Genomic DNA, 22,724 nt, shown 5'->3' on the forward strand with positions numbered 1-22,724 from the left:
ATGACCCCGTTGTCACGCCGTGCGGCGCTGCTTGGCCTGGCCGGGATTGCCCTGGCGGGCTGCAGCTCGCCGCCGCCTCCACCCGCACCTCCGCTGACTGTCAGGCACACACCGCCCAACGGTCCGGCTGATCGTTCGGCGACCCCCGACACCCGCCGGCTGCTGGCGTGGATCACGGCGTTGCCGCAGCGCTCCAGCCGCCGCCTGGTCTCCGGCCAGCAGATCACCGCGGACGCCGTCGAGGACTACGAGCACCTGTTCAACGGCCTCGCGCGAACCACAGGCCACAAACCCGCGCTGATCGGCGTGAGCTACGACGGATACTGGAACGCGCGGATCGTGCCGGTGCTGATTTCCCATTGGCAGTCCGGCGGCCTGGTGACCATCGACATGCACCCACCCAACCCGTTCGTCTCCGGGGCTGATCCCGAGTCGTACCGGGTGGACGCGGCGACGCCCAAACCCGACTTGCGGATGCTGCTTTCCGGTGATTCGGCTCCTCGCTCCCGCTGGCTGACCTGGCTGAACCGGGTCGCCGACGTGATCGCGGAATTGGCGGACGCGGGCGTCGTGGTCATTTTCCGCCCCCTCCACGAAGCGAACGGCCTCTGGTTCTGGTGGGGCGCGGATACCCACACGGGCGCGAGCGCGGCGGTCGACCTGTATCGCGATCTGTATTCGTTCATGACGGAAACCCGGAACCTGCACAACATCCTGTGGGCCTATTCCCCAGCGCGCCCGTGGAACGCACCCAGAATGGAGTTCTACCCGGGCGACGACGTCGTGGACATCATGGGTCCGACTCTGTACGGAAACGAACTCACCTTCGGGCTGGAAAACCAGCAGGAGGACATCAGCGACATCCTGGAACCCCACCGCCCCCTCGCGCTGCTGGAAATGGGTTCCGGAATGCCCTACGACGGAACCTGGGACCTCGCCAAAGTCATCACCAGGATCAAGACGAGCTATCCCGCGGTGACGATGTTCAACTGCTGGCACGGCTGGATGAACACGAAAATGTCCCTGGCCGAGGTGACGAACGCCGCGACCCTGATGAACGACCCCTGGACCATAACCACCGAGACCACCGACTGGCACCCCCAGCCCAAGTAGCCAACCCGTGCGAACGGCCCACTCGCACGGCTTTCTTCGTGACAGCCCCACTCCCAACTCCCTAGGCTGGACACGGGGGAGGGCCCGCGCCCCCCGGATCAGCCGAGGGTGTGCAGGTAGTCGAGCAGGATCTTGCTGAAGGCGCGGGCCGCGGTGGTGGGCGGGGCGTCGGTGCGGTGGGCGAGGGCGACGGTGCGCCGCAGGCCGGGCGGGGCGATGGGGGTGCCGGTGAGGTTGCGGCCGGCGAGGACCATGCTCGGCACGATGGCGACGCCGAGCCCGACCTCGACGAACCGCAGCACGGCGTCCATCTCGCCGCCCTCGATGGCCAGCCGTGGCGAGTACCCGACAGCACGGCACGCCTGCAAAGTGGTCTCCCGCAGGTCATAGCCCTGCCGGAACATCACCATCGGCCGGTCCCGCAGGTCGATCAACCGGATGGCCGGCCGGTTCACCAACGGCGAAGCCGAGGCGACGACAAGGTCCTCCTGCAACACGACCTGCGTGGTCAGCGCGGGATCCGTGCCCTCGGGCGGAACGATGATCAGCGCGAGGTCGAGTTCCCCGCGCAGCAACGACTTCGCCAGGTCCCGCGACCCGCTTTCCTGGACCTGCAACCGGATCCCCGGGTACGAGATGTGGTATCGCCGCAGCACATCGGCGAACACGCTCACGCACAGGCTCGGCGTGGCCCCGACCCGGACCCGGCCGCGTTTGAGGCCCGCGAGCTCACCGATCTCGTGCCGCGCGATGTCCACGTCCGCCAGGATCCGGCGCGCGATCGGCACCAGTGCCTCGCCGGCCGGGGTGAGCGCGATGTTGCCGCGAGCCCGGCTGAACAGGGGTGCGCCGAGTTCGGTCTCCAGGCTGTGGATCTGTTTGGACAGGGAGGGTTGCGCCACATGGGTCTGCTCGGCGGCGCGGGTGAAGTGCCGCGTGTCCGCGACCGCGAGGAAGTACCTGAGCTGCTGCAAGGTGAGCCGGTCGACCCTGTCCATAGGCTCAGGCTATCCCAACGAGCGTTTCGATATATTGGACGACTGGACAATTCGGTGTCTTACTGGCCACATGGCAGTGCTCGAGACGCGCGTCTGGTCGTCGACCATCGGCAAGAAGGCCGTGATGGGGGTGACCGGCCTGGTGCTGCTGCTCTACGTCATCGCGCACATGCTGGGGAACCTGAAGTTCTTCTTCGGCCCGACCAGCATCGACGGGTACGCGGCGTGGCTGCGGACCATTGTGGACGGACTCCTCGGCCACGGGGGATTCCTCTGGGGTACCAGGGCCGTCCTCGTCGGAAGCGTCGTCCTGCACATGACGGCCGCCACCCAGCTCGCCAGACGCGCCCACAAAGCCCGCCCGGCCGCCTACCAGCATCGGCGCAAGATCCAAGGGAGCTACGCCGCGCGCACAATGCGTTGGGGCGGAGTGATTCTGGGCCTGTTCGTCGTCTACCACATCCTCGACCTGACCACGGGCACGCTCAACCCGAACGGCGTGCAGGGACAGGTGTACGCGAACCTGACCGCCGATTTCCGTTTGTGGTACGTGGTCCTCTTCTACACCGCGGCCGTTGTGTCGCTGGGATTCCACATCCGGCACGGGATGTGGAGCGCGCTGCAGTCGCTGGGCGCGTCGAGCGCCACGCGGCAGCGCGCGCTGCAGCTGACGTCGCTCGGCGTCGCGCTCGCGATCACCGTCGGGTACCTCTCCGTGCCGTTCGCCGTGCTGACCGGATTGGTGGCGTAATACATGTTGTATACAACGGGTATACACATTGTGGACAACAAGCATACTGATGGTCCGCTGGAGAAGCGCTGGGAGCAAAGGAGATTCTCCAGCCGCCTGGTGAACCCGGCGAACAAGCGCAGGCTCACGGTGATCGTCGTCGGCACCGGCCTCGCCGGTGGTGCGGCCGCCGCCACCTTGGGCGAACTCGGCTACAACGTCCTGTCCTTCTGCTATCAGGACAGCCCGCGCCGTGCGCACAGCATCGCCGCTCAGGGCGGGATCAACGCGGCCAAGAACTACCGCAACGACGGCGACAGCGTGTTCCGGCTGTTCTACGACACGATCAAAGGCGGCGACTTCCGCGCCCGGGAGTCCAATGTGTACCGTCTGGCCGAGCTGAGCGTCGAGATCATCGACCAATGCGTGGCACAGGGCGTCCCGTTCGCCCGCGAGTACGGTGGCCTGCTGGACACGCGTTCTTTCGGTGGCGCACAGGTGGCCCGCACTTTCTACGCCCGCGGGCAGACCGGGCAGCAACTTTTGCTGGGCGCATATCAGGCGCTGGCCCGGCAGATCCACGCGGGAACGGTGAAAATGCATCCCCGCACCGAGATGCTCGACCTGGTGGTCGCCGACGGCCGCGCCCGCGGGATCGTCACGCGCGACCTGGTCACCGGCGAGATCGCGACCCACCTCGCCGACGCCGTCGTCCTGGCGACCGGCGGGTACGGCAACGTCTTCTACCTGTCCACGAACGCCAAGGGCTGCAACACAACGGCGATCTGGCGTGCCCACCGCCGTGGCGCGTTGTTCGCCAACCCGTGCTTCACCCAGATCCACCCGACCTGCATCCCGGTCACCGGCTCGCACCAGTCGAAGCTGACGCTGATGAGCGAGTCGCTGCGCAACGACGGCCGCGTGTGGGTGCCGAAAGCGGTGCACGACAAGCGACCGCCGCACCTCATCGCCGAGGAAGAGCGCGACTACTACCTGGAACGGATGTACCCCAGCTTCGGCAACCTCGTGCCCCGTGACATCGCGTCGCGCGCCGCGAAGAACATCTGTGACGCCGGACATGGCGTCGGCCCGGGCGGCCTCGGCGTGTACCTGGACTTCGCCGACGCCATCGCCCGCCTGGGAAAGCACGTCGTGGCGGAGAAGTACGGCAACCTGTTCGAGATGTACGAGCGGATCACCGGCGAGGATCCGTACGCCACGCCGATGCGGATCTACCCGGCCGTGCACTACACGATGGGCGGACTGTGGGTCGACTACGACCTGCAGAGCACCATCCCCGGCCTGTTCGTGATCGGCGAGGCGAACTTCTCCGACCACGGCGCGAACCGGCTCGGCGCGTCCGCGCTGATGCAGGGCCTCGCGGACGGTTACTTCGTGCTGCCCAACACCATCGGTGACTACCTGGCCGACGGCCCGTTCCCGCCGGTCGCCAACGCGGGCGCGGTCGAGACCGAAGTCCGCGCCCGAGTGTCCCAGCTGCTCGCCGTCGACGGAGACCGTTCGCCGGACTCGTTCCACCGCGAACTCGGTCGCCTGATGTGGGACTACTGCGGGATGGAACGGTCGGAGGCGGGCCTGCGCAAGGCGCTGGGGCAGATTCCGGCGCTGCGCGAGGAGTTCTGGCGGCGCGTGCGCGTTCTGGGCACCGGTGACACCCTCAACCAGTCGCTGGAGAAGGCCGGCCGGGTCGCCGACTTCCTCGAACTGGCCGAGCTGATGTGCGTCGACGCCTTGCACCGCACCGAGTCCTGCGGCGGCCACTTCCGGCTGGAGAGCCAGACCCCGGACGGCGAAGCCCTGCGCGACGACGACAACTTCGCGTACGTCGCCGCCTGGGAGCACGCGTCGCCGCCGGTGCTGCACCGCGAGGAACTGCGGTTCGACCACGTCACCCCGAGTCAACGGAGCTACAAGTGAGGTTCACCCTGCGCATCTGGCGCCAGGACAACGAGTTCGACAAGGGCAGGCTGGTGGTGTACGTCGTCGACGACATCTCGCCGGACATGTCGTTCCTGGAGATGCTCGACGTGCTGAACGAGCGCCTGATCGCGGAAGGCGAGGAACCGGTCGCATTCGACCACGACTGCCGCGAGGGCATCTGCGGCATGTGCGGCCTGATGATCAACGGCGTCGCGCACGGCCCGGCGAAGGCGACAACAACCTGCCAGCTGCACATGCGCAGCTTCCGGCCGGATACGGCGATCACCATCGAACCCTGGCGGTCCGGCGCGTTCTCGGTGGTCAAGGACCTGGTGGTGGACCGTTCGGCGTTCGACCGGATCATCGAGTCCGGTGGCTACGTCAGCGCGCCGACCGGCAGCGCGCCGGACGCGAACGCGATCCCGGTGCCCAAGGCCGACGCCGACCACGCCTTCGAGGCCGCGGCCTGCATCGGTTGCGGCGCTTGCGTTGCGGCGTGCCCGAACGGTTCGGCCATGTTGTTCGTGGCGGCCAAGACGACGCATCTCGGCCTGCTGCCGCAAGGTCAGCCGGAACGCGAAAGCCGTGCGGTCGACATGGTCAAGACGCACGACGACCTGGGTTTCGGCGGGTGCACGAACACCGGTGAATGCACCGCCATCTGTCCAAAAGGGATTCCGCTGTCCACGATCACCCGGCTGAACCGGGACGTGCTGAAAGCGTCGGTGTGACCGTTCTCAAACACCACAGGAGGCCGGTGATGAGGCATGCTGGGCACATGCGTCCGCACGACGTCGTGGTCGGCCAGACCTACCGGGTGCACTGCACCCACAAGGACAACCCTGCCCAGTTGCTGACCGGCGACCCGGCCCAGGCCGAGACCGATCTCGTGGTGTTCCTGTGGTTGCTGGAGAGCGTCACCGAGTTCGACCTCACCGTGACGGAGACCGGGCGGACGCTGAACGGCGAACCGGCCGTAACGGGCATCTGGATCTCGGAGACCTCGCGCGTGAGCACTCCGCTGCCACCGGAGGCGGCCGAGCGCATGGGCCTGCCGTCGAACGTCAGCTACATCGTGGAAGGCGTGTTGAAGGACGCCATCACCGGGCAGATTGTGAGCCGTCCCACCGATCACACTGTCACGGTTCCGTGCAAGTGGCTGCAGCCGTTGCAGTGACTTGGGTCCCCGAACTCGCGTTCGGGGACCGGTTCCGTCAGAGTTTGTCGGCGTCGACGACGGCCTGGGCGAAGGCCGCCGGGGCCTCCATCGGCAGCTTCCCGCCGATCCCCTTCAACGCGCTGAACTTGTACTTGCCGGTGAACTTGTCCCGGTAGCCGCTGTCGTTCGGCGCGGCGAACGGGTCGTCGAGGCCATGCAGCGTGACAGTCGGCACGTCGATCTTCGGCGCCTTGGCCAGTTTGCGCTCCAGGCCGTCGTACCGCGGGTCGCCCTTGGCCAGACTCAGCCGCCAGCGGTAGTTGTGCAGCACGATCGCCACGTGGTCGTCGTTGTGCAGGGACGCGGCGGTGCGGGCGAACGTGGCGTCGTCGAAGTTCCAGTTCGGCGACTCCTGCTGCCACATCAGGCGGGCGAGCGCGTCACGGTTGCGTTCCAGCCCCTTCTTGCCGCGCTCGGTGGCGAAGTAGAACTGGTGCCACCACTTGTGTTCGCCCTCCGGCGGCAGCGGGTCCAAATTGGACTGCAGGTTCGTGATGACGTACCCGCCCACGGACACCAGCGCTTTGGTGCGCTCCGGCCACAGCGCACCGATGATGCTCACCGTCCGGGCGCCCCAGTCGAACCCGGCCAGGATGGCTTTGTCGATCTTGAGCGCGTCCATCAGCGCGATGGTGTCGAGCGCGACGACCGACTGCTGGGCGTTGCGGAATGTCCGGTCCGACCGGAACGTCGTGCTGCCGTAGCCGCGGGTGAACGGCGCGATCACGCGATAGCCTTGCGGGGCAAGCAGGTTCGCGGCGTCGACGAAGCTGTGGATGTCGGTAGGCCAGCCGTGGTGGCAGATCACCGGCGTGCCGTCCTGCGGACCCCACTCGGCGTAGCCGACGTTGAGCAGACCCGCGTTGATCTGCTTCACCGCGCCCGGCTGGCTCGTGCTGGGAGCCGCCGTGGCGGTCGCCGGGTCGAGCCCGGCCACCGACGCCGCCACCGCTGTCGCGCCGATGACCTTGCCGAAGGATCGCCTGCTCAACATGAAGAATCCCTCCAGTGGTTGATACCGGTATACACATAGAGGTGTGTATTCAGCGATTTCGACACTAGCCGGAGCATTCGGCCGGACCTACCTGGCGGCGAGATTTCGCCGCCGTTGTTTCGGTAACCGGAAATAGATCACGGCCGGCCGGCGCCGCGCAGCAGGCTCTCCACGGCGAACTCGGCCGCCTCGGCGACGTCGAGATGGCTGTACTCGTCGGCGGCGATGTGCACGATGCCGCGCAACAGGGCCGCGATCCAGCCGTCAGGCAGGCCGGGCCGGAACAGGCCCTCGGCGACGGCTCGCTCGATGAAGGCGTCGACCCGGGCGGCGAGCTGTGCGCGTCGCGGCCCGATGGTGGCGTCGGACCGGAGTTGCTGCAGGTTGACGGGCCATTTGCGGGTGGCGGCGATGATCCCCTCGACGTACCGGTACAGCGCCATCGCCACCGGCGCGGCGGTCAGCCTGGCCTCGTCGATGACCTGTTCCACCAGGTCGTACCGCTCCTTGTAGATGGCCGCGAGCAGGGCCTCGCGCGATTCGAAGTGCCGGTACACGGTGCCCCGGTCCACGCCCGCCTCGGCGGCGATCTTCGCGATCGTGGTGGCCGGGTCCTGGGCGAGCAGGCGCGCCCCGGTGGACAGGACCCGGTCCAGGTTGCGGGCGGCGTCGGCTCTCATGGTGGTCAAACACTACCACGGTGGCGCAGTTCGGTCGCGTATGACAACATCAGTGTTGCACTTATCGAGGTATGTACTACAGTCGTGTGGCAGGGACGGCGCTACCGTGAATCGCGTTGTGACTTCGCGTTCAACAATTACCGGCCGTCCGGAAAAGGGACATCACGCACCGGACATTGCCGGACCGAGCAAAAGGGGACCACTCATGGCGAGCTCTGACCCAGCGCCGGGCGGTGGAATCGGCACGGCCTCCGACGAGATTCGGATCGCAGTGCGGGTCAACGGCGAAACCAGGGATCTCACGATCGACCCGCGCGTGACCTTGCTCGACGCCCTGCGCGAACGACTTGGCCTGACCGGCACGAAGAAGGGTTGCGACCGCGGCCAATGTGGTGCGTGCACAGTCCACGTCGACGGCCGACCCACGCTGTCGTGTCTCACCCTGGCAGGTGCCGTACGCGGCGAAGTCACCACGGTCGAAGGGATCACGCCCTCCGACGGGTTGGATCCAGTGCAGCAGGCGTTCATCGACTGCGACGGATTCCAATGTGGATTCTGCACGTCCGGGCAGGTCATGTCGGCCGTCGCGCTCGTCCGGCGGGGCGAGGCACGGACCGACGACGAGATCCGGGAGTTCATGTCCGGCAACATCTGCCGGTGCGCGGCGTACCCCAACATCGTCGCGGCGATCCGCCAGGCGCAGGAAGGTGGCGTCTGATGCGCGCGTTCAGCCTCACCGCCGTGCCATCCGTGGAGGACGCCGTGCAGAGGTCCCGTCCAGGATCGGCGTACCTCGCGGGCGCTACCACGTTGGTGGACCTGATGAAGCTGGAAGTGCTTCATCCCAACGATGTCGTGGACATCAACGCGTTGCCGTTGCGCGGGATCACAGTCTCGGCCGACGGTGTTCGGATCGGCGCGCTGGAACGGATGAGCGACGTGGCCGCCCATCCGCACATCGCGGCTCAGTATCCGGTGATCGCACAAGCGTTGCTGCGCAGTGCCTCGCAGCAGATCCGCACCATGGCCAGCATCGGCGGCAACCTCCTGCAACGCACGCGCTGCGGGTACTACCGGGATGTCACAACCCCTTGCAACAAACGTGAACCCGGCAGCGGTTGCCCAGCTTTGGCTGGGGGCAACCGAATGCACGCGGTGCTCGGCACCAGCAAATCGTGTGTGGCGACTCACGCGAGCGACCTTGCCGTCGCCTTGATAGCGCTTGATGTGTCGCTTCGGCTGTACAGCGACGCCGGGACGCGGACGGTCCGGCTCGCCGACTTCTACCTGCTGCCAGGCGAAACTCCGGACCTGGAGCATGATCTTCGGCCGGGTGAGCTGATCACCGAGGTGCTCGTACCACCGCTCGACTGGGCCTCGCGGTCGGTGTATCTGAAGATCCGCGACCGTGAGTCGTACGAGTTCGCCCTGTGTTCGGCTGCTGTCGCATTGGATGTCCGCGACGGCGTGATCGCGGACGCCCGGATCGCGCTCGGTGGCGTCGGCACGGTGCCGTGGCGGATGCGTGCGGTTGAGGCGGCATTGCGTGGCGCCCGGGCCGGTGAGGCTGCGTTCGTGGCCGCTGCCGAGCAGGCTGCCGATGGTATGAAGTTGTTGTCTGACAACGGTTTCAAGGCCACCCTCGCCACGCGGACGATCGTGCGCGCGTTGTTGAGCCTGGAGGTGTGATCATGCTGGGGAGTTCCGTCTCGCGGATCGATGGGCCGCTCAAGGTCACCGGCGCGGCCACCTACGGCGCTGATTTCGCACCCGACGGGCTGGTGTACGGCTATGTGCTAACGAGCACGGTCGGCAACGCCACAATCCGAGCGATGGACGTCAGCGCTGCGGAGTCCGCTCCGGGCGTGCTGGCGGTGTACACCCCGTTCGCACCGTTGAAGCTGCTCGCCGCGGCCGGCCCGCTGGGCCGGATGTGGCTTCCGTTGCGGGACATGGAGGTCGGGCATCACGGGCAGATCATCGGTCTGGTCGTCGCCTCGACTTTCGAGCAGGCACGGGACGCGGCGATGACCGTGCACGTCGACTACGACGTCCGGCCCGCCGTGACTTCGCTGGTCGACGCGATGCCGGACGCGGTCATCCCGCCCGTGACGGACGGCGAGCCGTCAGTCCTCACGTTCCTCGCGGAGGGCGTGTCATCCATTGAGGACGCCTTGGCCGCGAGTAGTCACTGTGTCTCGGCGACGTACTCCACGCCCGTGCAAGGGCACGCGGCGATGGAGCCGCATTCGACTGTGGCGCGCTGGGATCACGGCACGATGATCGTCCACACCGGAACACAAGGTGTCGACGTGGTCGCTGCCGACCTGGCCGTGACGCTCGGCCTGGATCCATCCCAGGTGCGCGTGATCACGCCGTTCGTCGGTGGCGCGTTCGGCGGCAAGGTGTTCACCTCGGCTCAGACGTACCTGACGGCGGCTGCTGCGCGAGAGCTGGACCGTCCGGTCAAGGTGGTGCTCAGCCGGGAGCAGACGTTCAGCTCGACCTGGGTTCGCAGCGGAACGGTGCAGAAGGTGTCGTTGGGCGCCGACTCGGACGGGACCTTGAACGCGCTCGCGCACGATACCTGGGCCGCTCGGTCCGCGCTGGTGGAATTGCCCGGCGGCGAGCCGTCCGCACACCGCACCTCCCGGAGTTGGTACGCGTCTCGGAACATCGCGATCAGCCATCGGCTGGCAACGTTGAACATGCCGCCCAATGCGATCATGCGCGGGCCGGGGGAGGCCACCGGGTCGTTCGCGCTGGAGGTCGCCATGGACGAACTCGCGGTCATGCTCGACATGGACCCGATCGAGCTGCGGATGAAGAACTACGCCACGGTCTATCCCGGCCGGAACGTGCCGTGGTCGAGCAAGCACCTCGACGAGTGCTACTCCGTTGGCGCGGAACGGTTCGGCTGGCACCGGCGCAACCCTTCGCCGGGCGCCACGTTGGACGGTGACTGGTACGTCGGCATGGGCATGGCCACCGCCGTGCACCCCAACTTCCGGTCGACCACCTCAGCGAAGATCACCCTGCGGCCCGACAATATGGCCGAGGTCTCGTGCAGCACAGGCGATCTGGGCACGGGGATGTGGACGGTCCTGGCCATGATCGGCGCGGATTCTCTGGAGTTGCCCCTCGACCGCATCGAACCCCACCTCGGCGACTCGGCGCTTCCGTCAGCCCCGCTCCTGGGCGGCTCCCGCGGCACGGCGAACGTGACCTCGGCCGTCCACGCCGCCGCCATTGAGATCAAACGCAAACTGATCGACCTGGCCGCTACCCATCCACTCTCACCGCTCCGCGAATCTCCCAACATCCGTTATGCCAACGGTTGCCTAGAGTGTGGCTCGCAGTCGCTCGACTTCGGCGCGCTCCTACGCATGGTGGGCAGTGACGGTCTGGATGTCGTCACTTCGACCGGCCCCGGCAGCGAGGCCCAGGATTACGCGTTCTGCACGTTCGGCGCCCAGTTCTGCGAGGTGCGGGTCAACCGCTGGACCGGCGAGCCGCGAGTGTCTCGTCTTCTCAGCGTCATCGACGCGGGCCAGATCATCAACACCAAGACGGCGAGGAGCCAGATCGTCGGCGGCATGATCTGGGGCGTGTCCGCGGCGCTCCACGAAGGCCTGCACCTCGAACCCACCGGCCGCCTCGCCAACGGAAACCTCGCCGAATACCTGGTCCCCATCAACGCGGACATCAAAGAAGCAGAAGTCCACTTCCTCACCTATCCCGACCACACCCACAACCCCGTCGGGGCGCGAGGCATCGGCGAAGTAGGCATCGTAGGCGTAGCCGCAGCCATCACCAACGCCATCTACAACGCCACATCCAAAAGAATCCGAACCCTCCCCATAACCATAGAATCCCTCCTCTAACCCGCGCTAAGACCTTGTCTCACGTGGTTGATCATGGTCTGTCGCGAAGGTTGGTGCCGGACGTGCCGTGGGCGTTGCGCAGCCCGTTGATTCCGGTGTTTGAGCCCGTCCGCAGGGCGGATGCACGACGCCGGTGGACAACCGCGCGATGTTCACCGCGATCGTGTTCGTGTTGACCCGCGGTTGTGCCTGGCGATCCCAGCCACCGTCATTCGGACTCACCGTGCCCGCAGCGCATCGCCGGTTCACCGAAGCCGCACTGGGCGCCGGTTGCACCGCGCGGTACCGGACGAACTGCACAGCCAAGACCTGATCGACTGATCGCGAGCGGCGCTGGACGGAGCGCCAAACCGGCCAAAAAGGAGACCATGACCGGGCCGAACCCAGTCCACCGCGGCCAGCCCGGCCCGAAGACCCACGCACTGTCCGACCGCGCCGGGACACCGTTGACGCTGGCCGTGTCCACCGCGAACACCCACGACTCCTCCGCCCTCAGTCCACTGGTGACGGCCATCCCCGCGATCAAGTCCCGACGCGAACCCCGCCGCCGCAAGCCGCCCAAACTCCCCGGCGACAAGGCCTACGAACAAATCGACCTCCGAAGCTGGGTACGCGAGCAAGGCATCGCCATGCGCATCGCCCACAAAGGCATCGAATCGAGCACGAAGCTCAGCAGACATTGCCGGGTGATCGAACGATCCACCGCCAGACTGCCCGCCTACCACCGGCGCAGCACCCGCTACACCAACCACTTCAGCGCCGTCCTCACCCTCACAGCCACATGCACCTGCCACAAGAAACTTGGCAAGGCCGCCACATGAGACCCACTCCAAGCACCCCCACCACCCACGCCCCGCTACCCTCACCCGTTCCAACCCACATGCCCTCAAGCTCCACCCACGCAACGCCCGCCCTCAAGCCTTACCGATGCAACGCCCACCTCAAGCCTCAGCTACACAACGCCCACTCAAGCGTCACCCAACCCTGCAGCCGCGGCAACACCCCAATGGCCCCTCCACCCCACCACTCACCTGCTGCCCAATTCGCTGTGCCACATGGAACAGCCTTCCCGGCCACCCGCCTGATCCACCTCGCACCCCGAACCTGCGGCGCATCTCCAGCCTCTGGCGTACCCCGAGCCCGTGGCGCACCCTGAATCTGAGGCGTACCCCGAGCCCGTGGCGCACCCGGACCTGAGGCGCACCCCGAACCCGTGGCGCACCCTGAATCTGAGGCGTACCCCGAGCCCGTGGCGCACCCGGACCTGAGGCGCACCCCGAATCTGAGGCGCACCCCGAATCTGAGGCGCACCCCGAATCTGAGGCGCACCGCGAATCTGAGGCGCACTCTGCGCCTGCGGTGCATCCTGAGACGGCGCACCCTGAACCCGCGGTGGTGCTGAGCCGCGTTGCCGTTGCAGCCGGGCGGCGTCATCGGTTGGCATGCTGGCCACCATGCGGCGCGAATCGCTACAGCGGTGGCCGCCATGCGCCACAACTCGGCACACCGTCGAGTCGAGGCGGTCCCGTGACGATGGGCGTCGCCACCGCGTAGCGCGCTGGAGCCCATGCGGCCCATTCGCTGTGTAGGCGGCCGCTATGTGCTGCAACCCGACCTACCGCCAGAGTCAGTGCGGCGCCGTAACGGTCGGGCGGCAACCCACGGTGCTGTCGAACGTGCCGCGCCATCTCCGCCCCGCCGCCCGAAACAGTCGCAGTAGCGCCTGATCTGAAATAGGTGCCGCAACCACTGGGCCCTATCAACTGACCGTATCAACTGACTGGGTGTCAGCCGCGGTATCGCTTCAGCCCGCCGTTTCCCGCGGTGTCCCGCTGGTCCTGCCGTGTCCCGCTGGGTCCCGCGGTGTCCCGCTGGCTGGGTCCGTGCTCGGCGCGTTGCTCTGGACCTTCGTACTCAGTCTGCCCCGCGAGCGCCCGAGCCCTTCCCCGTCGATCGTGATCGCCTCGGTGCCGCGGCGGCATCCCCTCATTCCGGCAAACCGGTGCTCCTCGTGGGTCTGGCAGTCTTCGGCGCCGCGAAGGGTCGGCAGTGTGCCGCATTGACCGGTCTAGGCGTCGCCACTCAGAGCCTTCGAAGCCCCCGCCGGTTGGCCGCTCGACGAGGCCGCAGCGGTGCCCACGTGCCGCGGATCTCGTTGCGCGCCAGGTACTTGTCGCCGAGCGTTCAGTCTGGATGTTGAGGACTGCCGAGAGGCGATGGGGTGTGGGGCCGCACGCGGTATTGAGTTTTGAAGATCGTTATGGCTCCTCGGTGGGTTAGGTGAGGTGGGCTAGGTCGGGGAAGGCGGACTGGTAGTCGGTGAGGGTTGTGGTGGCGGCGGTGATGGAGTCGGTGAGGGGGTGGGTGGCGATGGCGAACAGGGCGTCGGTGAGGCTGGAGGTGGTGGCGGCGCGGATGGTGGCCTGTTCGGTCGCCTTCACCTGAAGCATGAGGCCCAGGCTGTGCGCATCGAGAGGGGTGGTGGCCAGGGGGCGAGGGCCGTTGCCGTCGACGTGGCAGGGCACCTCCACCACTGAGTCGTCAGCCATCCCAGCGACCACCCCGCGGTTGCGCACGTTCAGGATCAATGTGTCGGACCGGTTGCCGGCGATCGACGTCATCAACCGCAACGCGACCTGCTCGTACCCCTCTCCGTCCATATCGCACGCCGCCCGGTCGCCCATCCCGGCGACCGCACGGCCCTCCTGCAGGTAGGTGTTCTCCCGCTCCGACCGAGTTTCCTGCCACAGCCGCAAAGCCGAGGAAGGGTCCTGGCCGACGCGTTCATAGAACGTCTTTTGCTGATCGCGTAAGAACTCCCCACGCGTGGACTCCTGGGCCAGCGTCTGCTCAAGGGTTTCGCGCGCGAAGTAGTAGTAGTGCAGGTATTCGTTCGGCACGGCCCGCAACGTCCGCAACCAGTCCGCGCCGAACAGCTTCCCCTCTTCAAAAGACGTCAACGCCGCCTCATCGGCGAACAACTCGGGCAACCGGTCCCGCCCCTCCACCATGACCGACCGCAACCAGCCCAGATGGTTCAGCCCGACATAACCGAACGACGCCGACTCCGAACCCACCCCGAGGGCGGACGCGACCCTGCGGCACAGCCCCACCGGTGAGTCGCAGATCCCCACCACTCGGTCGCCCAGGACGGCGGACATCGCCTCGGTCACCATCCCGGCCGGGTTGGTGAAGTTGATGACCCACGCGTCCGGCGCCAACCGGGCGACCTGCTCGGCGATGTCCAGCGCGACCGGAATGGTCCGCAGCCCGTAGCAGATCCCGCCCGGCCCAACGGTTTCCTGGCCGAGCAGGCCGTGCCTCAACGCGACACGCTCGTCCACGCTGCGACCGGCCAGACCACCGACCCGGATCGCCGAGAACACCATGTCCGCGCCCGCCAACGCGTCGGGCAGGCTGGTGGTGGCTCGGATCCTGGGCCGCCAGGCCAACCCCTCGGCCTGCTGGTCGAGCACGGCGCCGATCGCCCGCAACCGGTCGGCGTGCACGTCGTGCAGGACAAGCTCGTCGACCAGCCGGTCCGGGTCGGCGAGCAGGCTCGCGTGCACCAACGGCACCCGGAACCCGCCCCCGCCAAGGATGACAAGTCTCACTGTGTTCCCTCCTCACGGCCATCACACGGATGACCGTGCCCTTCACTCATCAAGCCAGCAGGACTTCCACGTCCGCGTCCCGCAGCGCGGCCAGCGTCGTCTCGTCCGCGCCCTGGTTCGTCACGACGATGTCCAGCTCTCCCGGGCCGCACACCCGCGCGAGCCCGCCACCGGGGAACTTGTCCCGGTCGGCGAGCAGCACCACCTGATCGCCGGCCGCGACCATGGCCCGCTTCAACGGAACCTGCACGACCGTGTCGTCCATGACCGAGCCGTCCCCGCGCACTCCTGACGTGCCAAGGAAAACGTGGTCGGCCCGGACCTGGCGTAACGCGTCCTCGGTCAGGAACCCCACCATCGAGCGGTAGTTGCGCCGCACAGCGCCGCCCAGCAGGATCAGTTCCACCGCGGTGTCGTCCGCCAGTTCCTCGTACACCGCGAGATTGCTCGTCAGCACGGTGACCGGCCGCCCGTGCAGGTGCACCGCCACCCGGTGGGCGGTGGTGCCGATGTCCAGCAGGGCCGTCTGACCGTCCTCGACCAGGTTCGCCGCCGCCCTGGCCAGTACGTCCTTCGCGTCCGTCTGCTCGTGCGCCACCTGGGCGAACGGCCGCTCGTGCCCCATCTGGTCCACCTCGATCACCGCGCCGCCGTGCACGCGCCTGAGCACGCCCTCGCCCTCGAGCCAGATCAGGTCGCGCCGGATTGTCGCCGGGCTGGTGGACAGTCGTTCACACAGCGCGGCGATGGACGCCGACCCGTCGCGGGCCAGACACTGGAGGATCTCGGCGTGACGCCGTTGGGGAAGCACGGGACGACAATATCACTCATTTTCGTTCACGCAACTTGTCAGAACACTTCACGATCGTGCATGATGGCAGCGTTACGAAAGGGGGACGTGCTGTGACGACGCAGTCCGAGCAGGCCGCTGACCTGGACATTCTCCTGTCCGGCACGGTGTTCCTGGACATCATCTTCACCGGCCTGCCGCAGCTGCCCGACCCGGGCACCGAGGTCTGGGCCACCGGCCTGGGCTCGAGCCCGGGCGGGATCGCCAACCTCGCGGTGGCGCTGTCCAGGCTGCAGCTGAGAACCGGGCTCGCCGCCGCGTTCGGGGAGGACGCGTACGGCGACTTCTGCTGGGACGTGCTGGCCAACCAGGAGGGTGTCGACCTCAGCCACTCCAGACGGTTCTATGGCTGGCACTCGCCGCTGACCGTGTCCATGGCGATCAACAAGGACCGCAGCATGGTGACACACGGCCATCCGGCGCCCATCGGCGCCGACGAGCTGCTGGATCCGCCACCGCGCACCAAGGCCTGTTTCGTGCATGTCGACCTGCACGCCGACAACTGGGTGAAGACCGCGAAGGAGCAAGGCGCCTTACTGTTCGCCGACGTCGGGTGGGATCCGACCCAGCGCTGGCAGCCGGCGATGCTCCGGGAGCTGCTGGCGGGATATGACGTTTTCCTGCCCAACAGTGTCGAAGCGATCAGCTACACGCGGTGCGAGGACGTGCCCTCCGCCGCGAAGGAGCTGGCCGAGATCGTTCCCGTGGTCGTGGTGACCAGGGGCGGTAATGGCGCGTACGCCATCGACGCGAACACGGGTGAGCAGGCGGAGGTGCGCGGCCTGAACGTGGCCGCGCTGGACCCGACCGGGGCGGGCGACGTGTTCGGCGCCGGGTTCGTGCTGGGCACCCTGGCCGGCTGGTCGCTGGCCGACCGGGTGCATTTCGCCAACCTGTGCGCGGCCTTGTCCGTGCAGCATTTCGGGGGTTCGCAGTCGGCGCCGGGCTGGGGTGACATCGCCGCATGGTGGCGGTTGGTCGGCCGGCGTGACGAGAGCGAGCTTCGTGGCTACACCTTTCTCAACGACCTGTTGCCCAGCCACGGCGACACCAAGGTCCGTCGAGCGAGTGCGACCATTGGATTGCGAGGGATCTCGTGAAACTCGGTGCGTGGTTGTGCACCGCCGCCGTGCTGGCGCTCGCCGCCTGCACGCCCGGCTCGGACAACCGCCCGGCGCAACAGCCGGCTGGGGACGTGAAGACCGACGTGGCGGCCATGGGCCAGGTCACGCTGACCATCTGGGACCAGGAGACGAGAGGCGGCCAGCAGGCGCAGATCTCCGCGCTGAACGACCAGTTCCAGCGCAAGTACCCCAACGTCAGGATCAACCGGGTGGCGCGCTCGTTCGACGACCTGCGCAGCACCATCAAGCTGGGCCTGACCGGCAACGACGCGCCGGACATCGCCCAGGTCAACAACGGCAAGCAGGACATGGGCGCGTTCGTGAAGGCGGGCCTGCTACGCCCGTTGGACGCGTATGCGTCGGCTTACCAATGGACGCAACGGTTCCCTGAGTCCGTCCGCAAGCTCGGCAGCTACCCGGACACCGGCGACGCGCTCGGTGAGGGCAGGCTCTACGGTCTGCCGCAGACCGGTGAGCTGGTCGGGATCTACTACAACAAACCGAAACTGACCGCGCTCGGGCTGCAGCCGCCGAAGACCTGGGCGGAGTTCGACGCCGCGCTGGCCAAGGCCAAGTCCGCGGGCCAGTTGCCGATCCAGGTCGGCAACCTGGAGAAGAGCGCGGGACCGTACCTGTTCAGTCTGGCCATGCACAGGTTCGGCAATGCCGACGAGGAGAGCAAGCTGGCCACCGGCCGGGCCGGTGTGAACTGGCCGACAGATGCCAACCGGGCCGCCGCGCGCCAGGTCGTCGAGTGGGCCGACAAGGGCTACCTGACACCGGGATTCGCCGGTCTCAAGGGCGATGACGCGGTGTCGAAGTTCAGCACCGGCGACGGGGTGTTCCATGTGGACGGTACGTGGATCACGCCGACCGTCAAGGAGCCGATGAAGGACGACGTCGGTTTCCTGCTGCCGCCGGAGAAGGACGGCAAGGTGACGGTCACCGGTGGCACCGGCCTGCCGTGGGCGATCAGCTCGAAGTCCAAGAATCCGGACGCGGCCGCCGCGTACATCGACTTCATCACGTCCCCGGACGCCATGAAGACCGTTGCCACCGCGGGCAACCTGCCCGTTCTCGACGCGGACAAGCAGGCGGCCTCGGGTGTGGAGCGGGATGTGCTCGACGCCTGGAACAAGGCCGCCAACTCACCAGGGCTCGTGCCCTACCTCGACTACGCCACCCCGAACGCGTACGAAGTCGTCACAGGTTCCGTGGAACAGTTACTGTCCAAGCAGTTAGACGTGGAGGGCTTCCTCGGCAAACTGCAGGCGGACCTGGACTCGAGCCGTGGCGGCCGGTGACCCCGAAGCCCTCCTGAACCCGAGCCGGACAGCAGTGCCAGCCGGTGAGCGCGATGGTCGCTGAGCTGAGTGCGGGCCGGGCCTCGGCCGACCGTGTTTCGCCGCAACGGTCGGGCGGGGTCGGCGAGCCGAGGCGAGTGGGCTATCTGTACGTCCTGCCGGCGTTGGCCGTGTACGTGCTGTTCCTGCTCTTTCCCTTGCTGCACAGCGGATGGCTTTCGCTGTTCGACTGGGATGGGCTGTCCGTCGGGACGTTCACCGGGCTGGACAACTACCGGCGGCTGTTCGCGGAGGAGGGCGCTGCTGCGGCTTTCGGGCACGTGGGTGTGCTGATCCTGTTCTTCGCGGTGCTGCCGGTGGTGATCGGGCTCGTGCTGGCCACCGCGATGTACCGGGTCAAGGTGCGGGGCCTGCCGTTCTTCCGGACGGCCCTGTTCCTGCCGCAGGTGGTCGCGATGGTCGTCGTCGCGGTGGCGTGGCAGCGGATCTTCGCACCGGACGGTGTGCTGAACCAGGTGCTCGGCACGCCCGGTCGCGCGTGGCTCGGCGACTCCGGCACGGCTCTGCTCGCGGTCGGAATTGTCGGTACCTGGGTGCAGACTGGGCTCGCGATGGTGTTGTTCCTCGGCGGGATCGGCAAGATCCCGGCCGAGTTGTTCGATGCGGCCCGGCTGGACGGCGCCGGGCCCGCAGGGGAGTTCCGGGCGGTGATCCTGCCGGCCTTGCGAGGGGAGATCGGGGTGGCGCTGACCTTGACGGTGATCGCCGCGCTGCGCACGTTCGACCTGGTGTACATGATGACGCCGCTTGGCGGGCCGGGCGGTTCGACCACCGTGCCCGCATACGAGATCTATCAACGAGCATTCCACAGTGGACAGGTCGGTTCCGCGGCCGCCATCGGCGTTGCCATCACGCTGCTGGCATTCGCGGTCACCTACCTGATCACGTGGATCGCCGGCCGGGAGCGGACATGATCGTCAGCAAGGCGGAGCGAGCGGGCACGTACCTCGTGCTCGGTGTGTTCACCGTGTTCGCGCTGTACCCGCTGGTGGCGATCCTCGGCACCGCGCTGCGGTCCGAGGTGGCCGGTCGCGGCGGCGTCCACTGGGAGAACTTCGGCAAGGCGTGGGCCGAGGCGAGGTTCGGCAGCTACCTGTTGTCCAGCGTGATCGTCAGTGTCAGCGTCGTGGCGCTGACGGTGCTGCTGTCCGTGCTGGCCGCGTATGCCTTCGGCACCATGCGGTTCCGCGGCCGGGAAGCGCTGTTCTACCTGATGCTGCTGGGTTTGACGGTGCCGGGCGAGGCGGTCGTGGTTCCGCTGTACTTCGACCTGCGGGATCTCGGGCTGACCGACACCTACGCGTCGCTGATCTTCCCGCAGGTCGCACAGTCGGTGGCGTTCGGCGCCTTCTGGATGCGGACGTACTTCCGGTCCACCGAGCGCGGCATCGTGGAGGCCGCGCGGCTGGACGGCGCCGGGCACTGGCGGACGCTGTGGCGGGTGCTGGTGCCGATGGGGCGCCCGGCGCTGGTCACGTTGGTGGTGCTGGTGTTCATGTGGACCTGGAACGAGTTCCTGCTGGCCCGGGTGATGATCGTCAGCGAGCCGTTGCGGACGGCGCCGCTCGGCCTGCAGTTCTTCTCCGGCAAGGAGACCACGAGCGTGCCGCTGCTGGCGGCCGCGTCGGTGCTGGTCGCCTTACCGGTGGTGGTGCTCTACCTGTTCCTGCAAAGACATTTCATCCGCGGCATGGTGGATGGCTCAGTCAAAGGCTAGGAGGGTATCCGTGCGCTGGGTGACTTTGGTGTCCCTGGTGTTGCTCGTTGGTACCGCGCTCCCCGCACAGGCGGACCAACAAGGCCGGTCCAGGGCCGAGCTGGATGTGCTGTTCGTCGGCGCGCACCCGGACGACGAGGCGTTCGCCTTGGCGACGCTGGGACAGTTCCGGGTGCGCACCGGAGTGGTCACGGTGACCCGTGGCGAAGGCGGCGGCAATGCCGTCGGAACGGAGGAAGGACCGGACCTGGGCCGGGTCCGCGAGGCCGAGGAACGCCGGGCGGTCGGCAAGGCCGGCATCACCGACGTGTTCAACCTCGACAAGGCCGACTTCTACTACACCGTCAGCGCCCCGCTGACCGAGCAGGCGTGGGGGCATGAAAGCACGCTCGGCAAGCTGGTCCGGGTAATCCGGCAGACCAGACCCGATGTCGTGATCACGATGGATCCCGCGCCGTCGCCGGGCAACCACGGCAACCACCAGTTCGCTGCCCGGCTCGCGATCGAGGCGTACCAGCTGGCCGCGGACCCACATGCCTTCCCGGAGCAGCGGCTCCGGCCCTGGGCGGTGTCCAGGCTGTTCACCGGCGGGCTGAAGGGGTCCTCACAGACCGGGCCGGGATGTGTCGAGGCGTTCACGCCCACCGAGCCGACCGACCGGGTCTGGGGTGTGTGGTCGGGTGCGCCGGCGTACGGCGGGCAGACGTGGGCGCAGGTGGAACGGGCCGCCCAGCGCGAGTACGCCAGCCAGGGCTGGGCCGGTTTCCCTGATGTTCCAACGGATCCGGCGAAGCTCGGGTGTGAGTACTTCACGCAGCTGGCCAGCCGGGTGCCGTATCGCGTCGACCATCGTGGCGCCCAAGGCATGCTCGAAGGCGCGGTCGTTCCCGGAGAGTTTCCGTCAGGGACAAGGATTTCCGCCGTGCCGTCGAAATACGCGGTCACCGCAGGGGAATCCGTCCGGGTCAGAACGGAGTCCACAGTGCACGGGCGGATCACAGTGAGTGCTCCGCCGGGCTGGACAGTTACCGGCGATACCGTCATGGTCCCGGCGACTACGGTGCCTGGCAAGGTGCGACTGGGTGTGGCGGTCAACGGGCGTCCGGCGACCGAGGCGCTCGTCGAAGTCGTGCCCGTCGTGTCCGGGGAACAGCAGCCGCTGCCTCAGGTTGCGCAGTACCGGGATTGGGCTACCGGGATCGGCCATGCCGAGCTGGCCGGATCCGTGGCTCCGGTGCTGACGTTGCCGTCCGGTGGAAGTAGAGATATCGACATCACCGTCCGGAACAACGGAATCACGTCGAAGGGCGGCACCGTCGCGTTGACCATGCCGACTGGGTTCGCGACGGGAGCCGTGCAGCCATTCCCAGTGCTGGCCCCGGGAGCGAGCGCGGTTGTGCGGTTCTCCGTGCGGAACACGGATCCCGCATTACCCACGGGACAACAAGGAGGCGACTACCGATACGGCATCACGGTTCTCGGCAGCACGACGTTCGCCGCCCTGGAGCTGGTTCCCGCTGTGACGATTCCGCAGTCGACAGTGATGCCTGCCGTGGACGCGAGCGACGGTCCGGGCGAGTATCCCGGTGCGGAGCTGAATGTCTCGCCGCGGTGGGAGGGCACGGAGTGTTCGTCCCCGGCGGACTGCTCGGCGACCGCGAAGCTCGCCTGGCGGGACGACACCCTGTACGCGCTGGTGACCGTGACGGACGACGTTCTTGGTACCCGGCTGGCGAAAGCGGACTGCAAACGACACTGGCGGACCGATTCGGTGGAGATCACTGTCGATCCGCGCGGCCGGTCGGAGAACACGTCCACGACGTACAAACTGGCTGTCCTGCCGGTCACCGCGGAAGGTCCGCCGTGCGTGCTGCGGGACGCCGACAACCATCAGGGCGACGCGCCCGGCGTGCGGGTCGCGTCGAGGATCACCGGATCGGGCTATGTGGTCGAGGTCGCCATCCCGATGGCACAACTGCCCGGGGCCGTGGATCCCGCGAACGTCGGCCTGAACGTGCTCGTGTACGACTCGGACACCCAGGACCGCACCGGGCAGACCAGGATCGGTTGGTCCACATGGGGTGGCGTGCAAGGGGATCCGTACCGCTGGGGCCGGGCGAGGCTGGACGGTTACGTCCCGCCACCGGACCGGCCGGCCGGCCCGCCGGCGCCGGTGTTGCCGTTGGTGGCGTTGGCATCCGTCGACTCGCCGCAGTCCATCGAGCAGTCCGTGCGGCTGGGACTGGCGCCCGGTGCCGCCGCCGCGGCCCGGCCCATCGCTGTTGGCCATGGATTGCTGCTAACGAGTGAAAGGGGCACGGCATACGTGTTCTCGGCCGGAAAACGCCAGGTCCTGGACGTCTTACCCGGTGCGACACGGGTTCCGGACGGGCATGTCCTGGTCGGGTTCATCAATTTCCGTGACCAAACAGCAGCGGCCGAATCACGCGAAGGGCGGTAGTTTTCCGGGCTCTCCTACGCGACCGTAGGAGTCCG

18 protein-coding genes and 1 pseudogene are annotated in these 22,724 nt (G+C 67.4%); 14 read left to right on the forward strand and 5 right to left on the reverse strand.

Annotated elements, in window-relative coordinates; all coding sequences use genetic code 11:
* On the forward strand, nucleotides 1–1,113 hold the full coding sequence (locus AB0J95_RS39170; RefSeq protein ID WP_364769829.1) for a glycosyl hydrolase: 1,113 nt from the start codon (nucleotides 1–3) through the stop codon (nucleotides 1,111–1,113).
* Nucleotides 1,114–1,211: 98 nt separating this feature from the next.
* Here the strand turns inward: AB0J95_RS39170 and AB0J95_RS39175 are convergent, their stop codons facing one another.
* The gene (locus AB0J95_RS39175; RefSeq protein ID WP_364769831.1) at nucleotides 1,212–2,111 is read right to left on the reverse strand and encodes a LysR substrate-binding domain-containing protein; all 900 of its coding nucleotides are present in this window, start codon (nucleotides 2,109–2,111) and stop codon (nucleotides 1,212–1,214) included.
* 70 nt (nucleotides 2,112–2,181) lie between these two features.
* Between AB0J95_RS39175 and AB0J95_RS39180 the strand changes: the two genes are divergently transcribed.
* Genes AB0J95_RS39180 through AB0J95_RS39195 form a run of 4 tightly spaced genes read left to right on the forward strand, consistent with a single transcriptional unit; the run spans nucleotide 2,182 to nucleotide 5,959 of the window.
* Nucleotides 2,182–2,862: a succinate dehydrogenase cytochrome b subunit gene (locus AB0J95_RS39180; RefSeq protein ID WP_364769833.1), complete on the forward strand. Its 681-nt coding sequence runs from the start codon at nucleotides 2,182–2,184 to the stop codon at nucleotides 2,860–2,862.
* A gap of 30 nt (nucleotides 2,863–2,892) precedes the next feature.
* Nucleotides 2,893–4,779 carry a fumarate reductase/succinate dehydrogenase flavoprotein subunit gene (locus AB0J95_RS39185; protein WP_364769835.1) on the forward strand — a complete coding sequence of 629 codons (1,887 nt, stop codon included), beginning with the start codon at nucleotides 2,893–2,895 and terminating at the stop codon, nucleotides 4,777–4,779.
* Nucleotides 4,776–5,513, forward strand: a complete 738-nt coding sequence (locus tag AB0J95_RS39190) for a succinate dehydrogenase/fumarate reductase iron-sulfur subunit (protein ID WP_364769837.1) — start codon at nucleotides 4,776–4,778, stop codon at nucleotides 5,511–5,513. The genes AB0J95_RS39185 and AB0J95_RS39190 overlap by 4 nt, the downstream gene beginning before the upstream one ends.
* A gap of 47 nt (nucleotides 5,514–5,560) precedes the next feature.
* A complete protein-coding gene (locus AB0J95_RS39195; RefSeq protein ID WP_364769839.1) occupies nucleotides 5,561–5,959 on the forward strand; it encodes a hypothetical protein in 399 nt (132 codons plus the stop codon).
* A 37-nt stretch (nucleotides 5,960–5,996) separates the two neighbouring features.
* Here the strand turns inward: AB0J95_RS39195 and AB0J95_RS39200 are convergent, their stop codons facing one another.
* Nucleotides 5,997–6,995 carry an alpha/beta hydrolase gene (locus tag AB0J95_RS39200; protein ID WP_364769841.1) on the reverse strand — a complete coding sequence of 333 codons (999 nt, stop codon included), beginning with the start codon at nucleotides 6,993–6,995 and terminating at the stop codon, nucleotides 5,997–5,999.
* A 137-nt stretch (nucleotides 6,996–7,132) separates the two neighbouring features.
* The gene (locus tag AB0J95_RS39205; RefSeq protein WP_364770192.1) at nucleotides 7,133–7,675 is read right to left on the reverse strand and encodes a helix-turn-helix domain-containing protein; all 543 of its coding nucleotides are present in this window, start codon (nucleotides 7,673–7,675) and stop codon (nucleotides 7,133–7,135) included.
* Nucleotides 7,676–7,934: 259 nt separating this feature from the next.
* On the opposite strand from AB0J95_RS39205, the gene AB0J95_RS39210 reads away from it, so the two are divergent.
* The 4 genes and pseudogenes from AB0J95_RS39210 (at nucleotide 7,935) to AB0J95_RS39225 (ending at nucleotide 12,380) form a co-directional block, all read left to right on the forward strand.
* Nucleotides 7,935–8,393: a (2Fe-2S)-binding protein gene (locus tag AB0J95_RS39210; RefSeq protein ID WP_364770194.1), complete on the forward strand. Its 459-nt coding sequence runs from the start codon at nucleotides 7,935–7,937 to the stop codon at nucleotides 8,391–8,393.
* Entirely contained in the window at nucleotides 8,393–9,364 is a 972-nt protein-coding gene (locus AB0J95_RS39215) for a xanthine dehydrogenase family protein subunit M (protein ID WP_364769843.1), read from the forward strand. Before AB0J95_RS39210 ends, AB0J95_RS39215 begins: the two co-directional genes overlap by 1 nt.
* A gap of 2 nt (nucleotides 9,365–9,366) precedes the next feature.
* On the forward strand, nucleotides 9,367–11,559 hold the full coding sequence (locus AB0J95_RS39220) for a xanthine dehydrogenase family protein molybdopterin-binding subunit (RefSeq protein ID WP_364769845.1): 2,193 nt from the start codon (nucleotides 9,367–9,369) through the stop codon (nucleotides 11,557–11,559).
* Nucleotides 11,560–11,582: 23 nt separating this feature from the next.
* Nucleotides 11,583–12,380: pseudogene (locus AB0J95_RS39225) on the forward strand (IS5 family transposase).
* A gap of 1,455 nt (nucleotides 12,381–13,835) precedes the next feature.
* On the opposite strand, the gene AB0J95_RS39230 reads toward AB0J95_RS39225, so the two are convergent.
* Nucleotides 13,836–15,173, reverse strand: a complete 1,338-nt coding sequence (locus AB0J95_RS39230; protein WP_364769847.1) for a 6-phospho-beta-glucosidase — start codon at nucleotides 15,171–15,173, stop codon at nucleotides 13,836–13,838.
* Between the two features lie 49 nt (nucleotides 15,174–15,222).
* Complete coding sequence (locus AB0J95_RS39235; RefSeq protein WP_364769848.1) at nucleotides 15,223–15,984, reverse strand: DeoR/GlpR family DNA-binding transcription regulator; 762 nt, start codon at nucleotides 15,982–15,984, stop codon at nucleotides 15,223–15,225.
* Nucleotides 15,985–16,076: 92 nt separating this feature from the next.
* On the opposite strand from AB0J95_RS39235, the gene AB0J95_RS39240 reads away from it, so the two are divergent.
* Genes AB0J95_RS39240 through AB0J95_RS39260 form a run of 5 tightly spaced genes read left to right on the forward strand, consistent with a single transcriptional unit; the run spans nucleotide 16,077 to nucleotide 22,689 of the window.
* Entirely contained in the window at nucleotides 16,077–17,123 is a 1,047-nt protein-coding gene (locus tag AB0J95_RS39240) for a carbohydrate kinase family protein (protein ID WP_364769850.1), read from the forward strand.
* Nucleotides 17,120–18,451, forward strand: a complete 1,332-nt coding sequence (locus tag AB0J95_RS39245) for an extracellular solute-binding protein (protein ID WP_364769852.1) — start codon at nucleotides 17,120–17,122, stop codon at nucleotides 18,449–18,451. The genes AB0J95_RS39240 and AB0J95_RS39245 overlap by 4 nt, the downstream gene beginning before the upstream one ends.
* 53 nt (nucleotides 18,452–18,504) lie before the next feature.
* Nucleotides 18,505–19,425 (forward strand): sugar ABC transporter permease, encoded by a 921-nt coding sequence (locus AB0J95_RS39250; protein WP_364769854.1) that lies wholly within the window; start codon nucleotides 18,505–18,507, stop codon nucleotides 19,423–19,425.
* Nucleotides 19,422–20,228, forward strand: coding sequence for a carbohydrate ABC transporter permease (locus AB0J95_RS39255; RefSeq protein WP_364769856.1), 807 nt, complete (start codon nucleotides 19,422–19,424; stop codon nucleotides 20,226–20,228). Before AB0J95_RS39250 ends, AB0J95_RS39255 begins: the two co-directional genes overlap by 4 nt.
* A 10-nt stretch (nucleotides 20,229–20,238) precedes the next feature.
* On the forward strand, nucleotides 20,239–22,689 hold the full coding sequence (locus AB0J95_RS39260; protein ID WP_364769858.1) for a sugar-binding protein: 2,451 nt from the start codon (nucleotides 20,239–20,241) through the stop codon (nucleotides 22,687–22,689).
* Nucleotides 22,690–22,724: the final 35 nt, after the last annotated feature.

Source organism: Actinocrispum sp. NPDC049592 (assembly GCF_040675465.1).
Classification (GTDB): domain Bacteria; phylum Actinomycetota; class Actinomycetes; order Mycobacteriales; family Pseudonocardiaceae; genus Kibdelosporangium.

Excerpts from the sequence above, each read along its gene's own strand:
- AB0J95_RS39170 (WP_364769829.1), top strand. The coding sequence starts at position 1 with ATGACCCCGTTGTCACGCCGTGCGGCGCTGCTTGGCCTGGCCGGGATT.
- AB0J95_RS39175 (WP_364769831.1), bottom strand. The coding sequence starts at position 2,111 with ATGGACAGGGTCGACCGGCTCACCTTGCAGCAGCTCAGGTACTTCCTC.
- AB0J95_RS39180 (WP_364769833.1), top strand. The coding sequence starts at position 2,182 with ATGGCAGTGCTCGAGACGCGCGTCTGGTCGTCGACCATCGGCAAGAAG.
- AB0J95_RS39195 (WP_364769839.1), top strand. The coding sequence starts at position 5,561 with ATGCGTCCGCACGACGTCGTGGTCGGCCAGACCTACCGGGTGCACTGC.
- AB0J95_RS39200 (WP_364769841.1), bottom strand. The coding sequence starts at position 6,995 with ATGTTGAGCAGGCGATCCTTCGGCAAGGTCATCGGCGCGACAGCGGTG.
- AB0J95_RS39205 (WP_364770192.1), bottom strand. The coding sequence starts at position 7,675 with ATGAGAGCCGACGCCGCCCGCAACCTGGACCGGGTCCTGTCCACCGGG.
- AB0J95_RS39215 (WP_364769843.1), top strand. The coding sequence starts at position 8,393 with ATGCGCGCGTTCAGCCTCACCGCCGTGCCATCCGTGGAGGACGCCGTG.
- AB0J95_RS39220 (WP_364769845.1), top strand. The coding sequence starts at position 9,367 with ATGCTGGGGAGTTCCGTCTCGCGGATCGATGGGCCGCTCAAGGTCACC.
- AB0J95_RS39250 (WP_364769854.1), top strand. The coding sequence starts at position 18,505 with ATGGTCGCTGAGCTGAGTGCGGGCCGGGCCTCGGCCGACCGTGTTTCG.
- AB0J95_RS39255 (WP_364769856.1), top strand. The coding sequence starts at position 19,422 with ATGATCGTCAGCAAGGCGGAGCGAGCGGGCACGTACCTCGTGCTCGGT.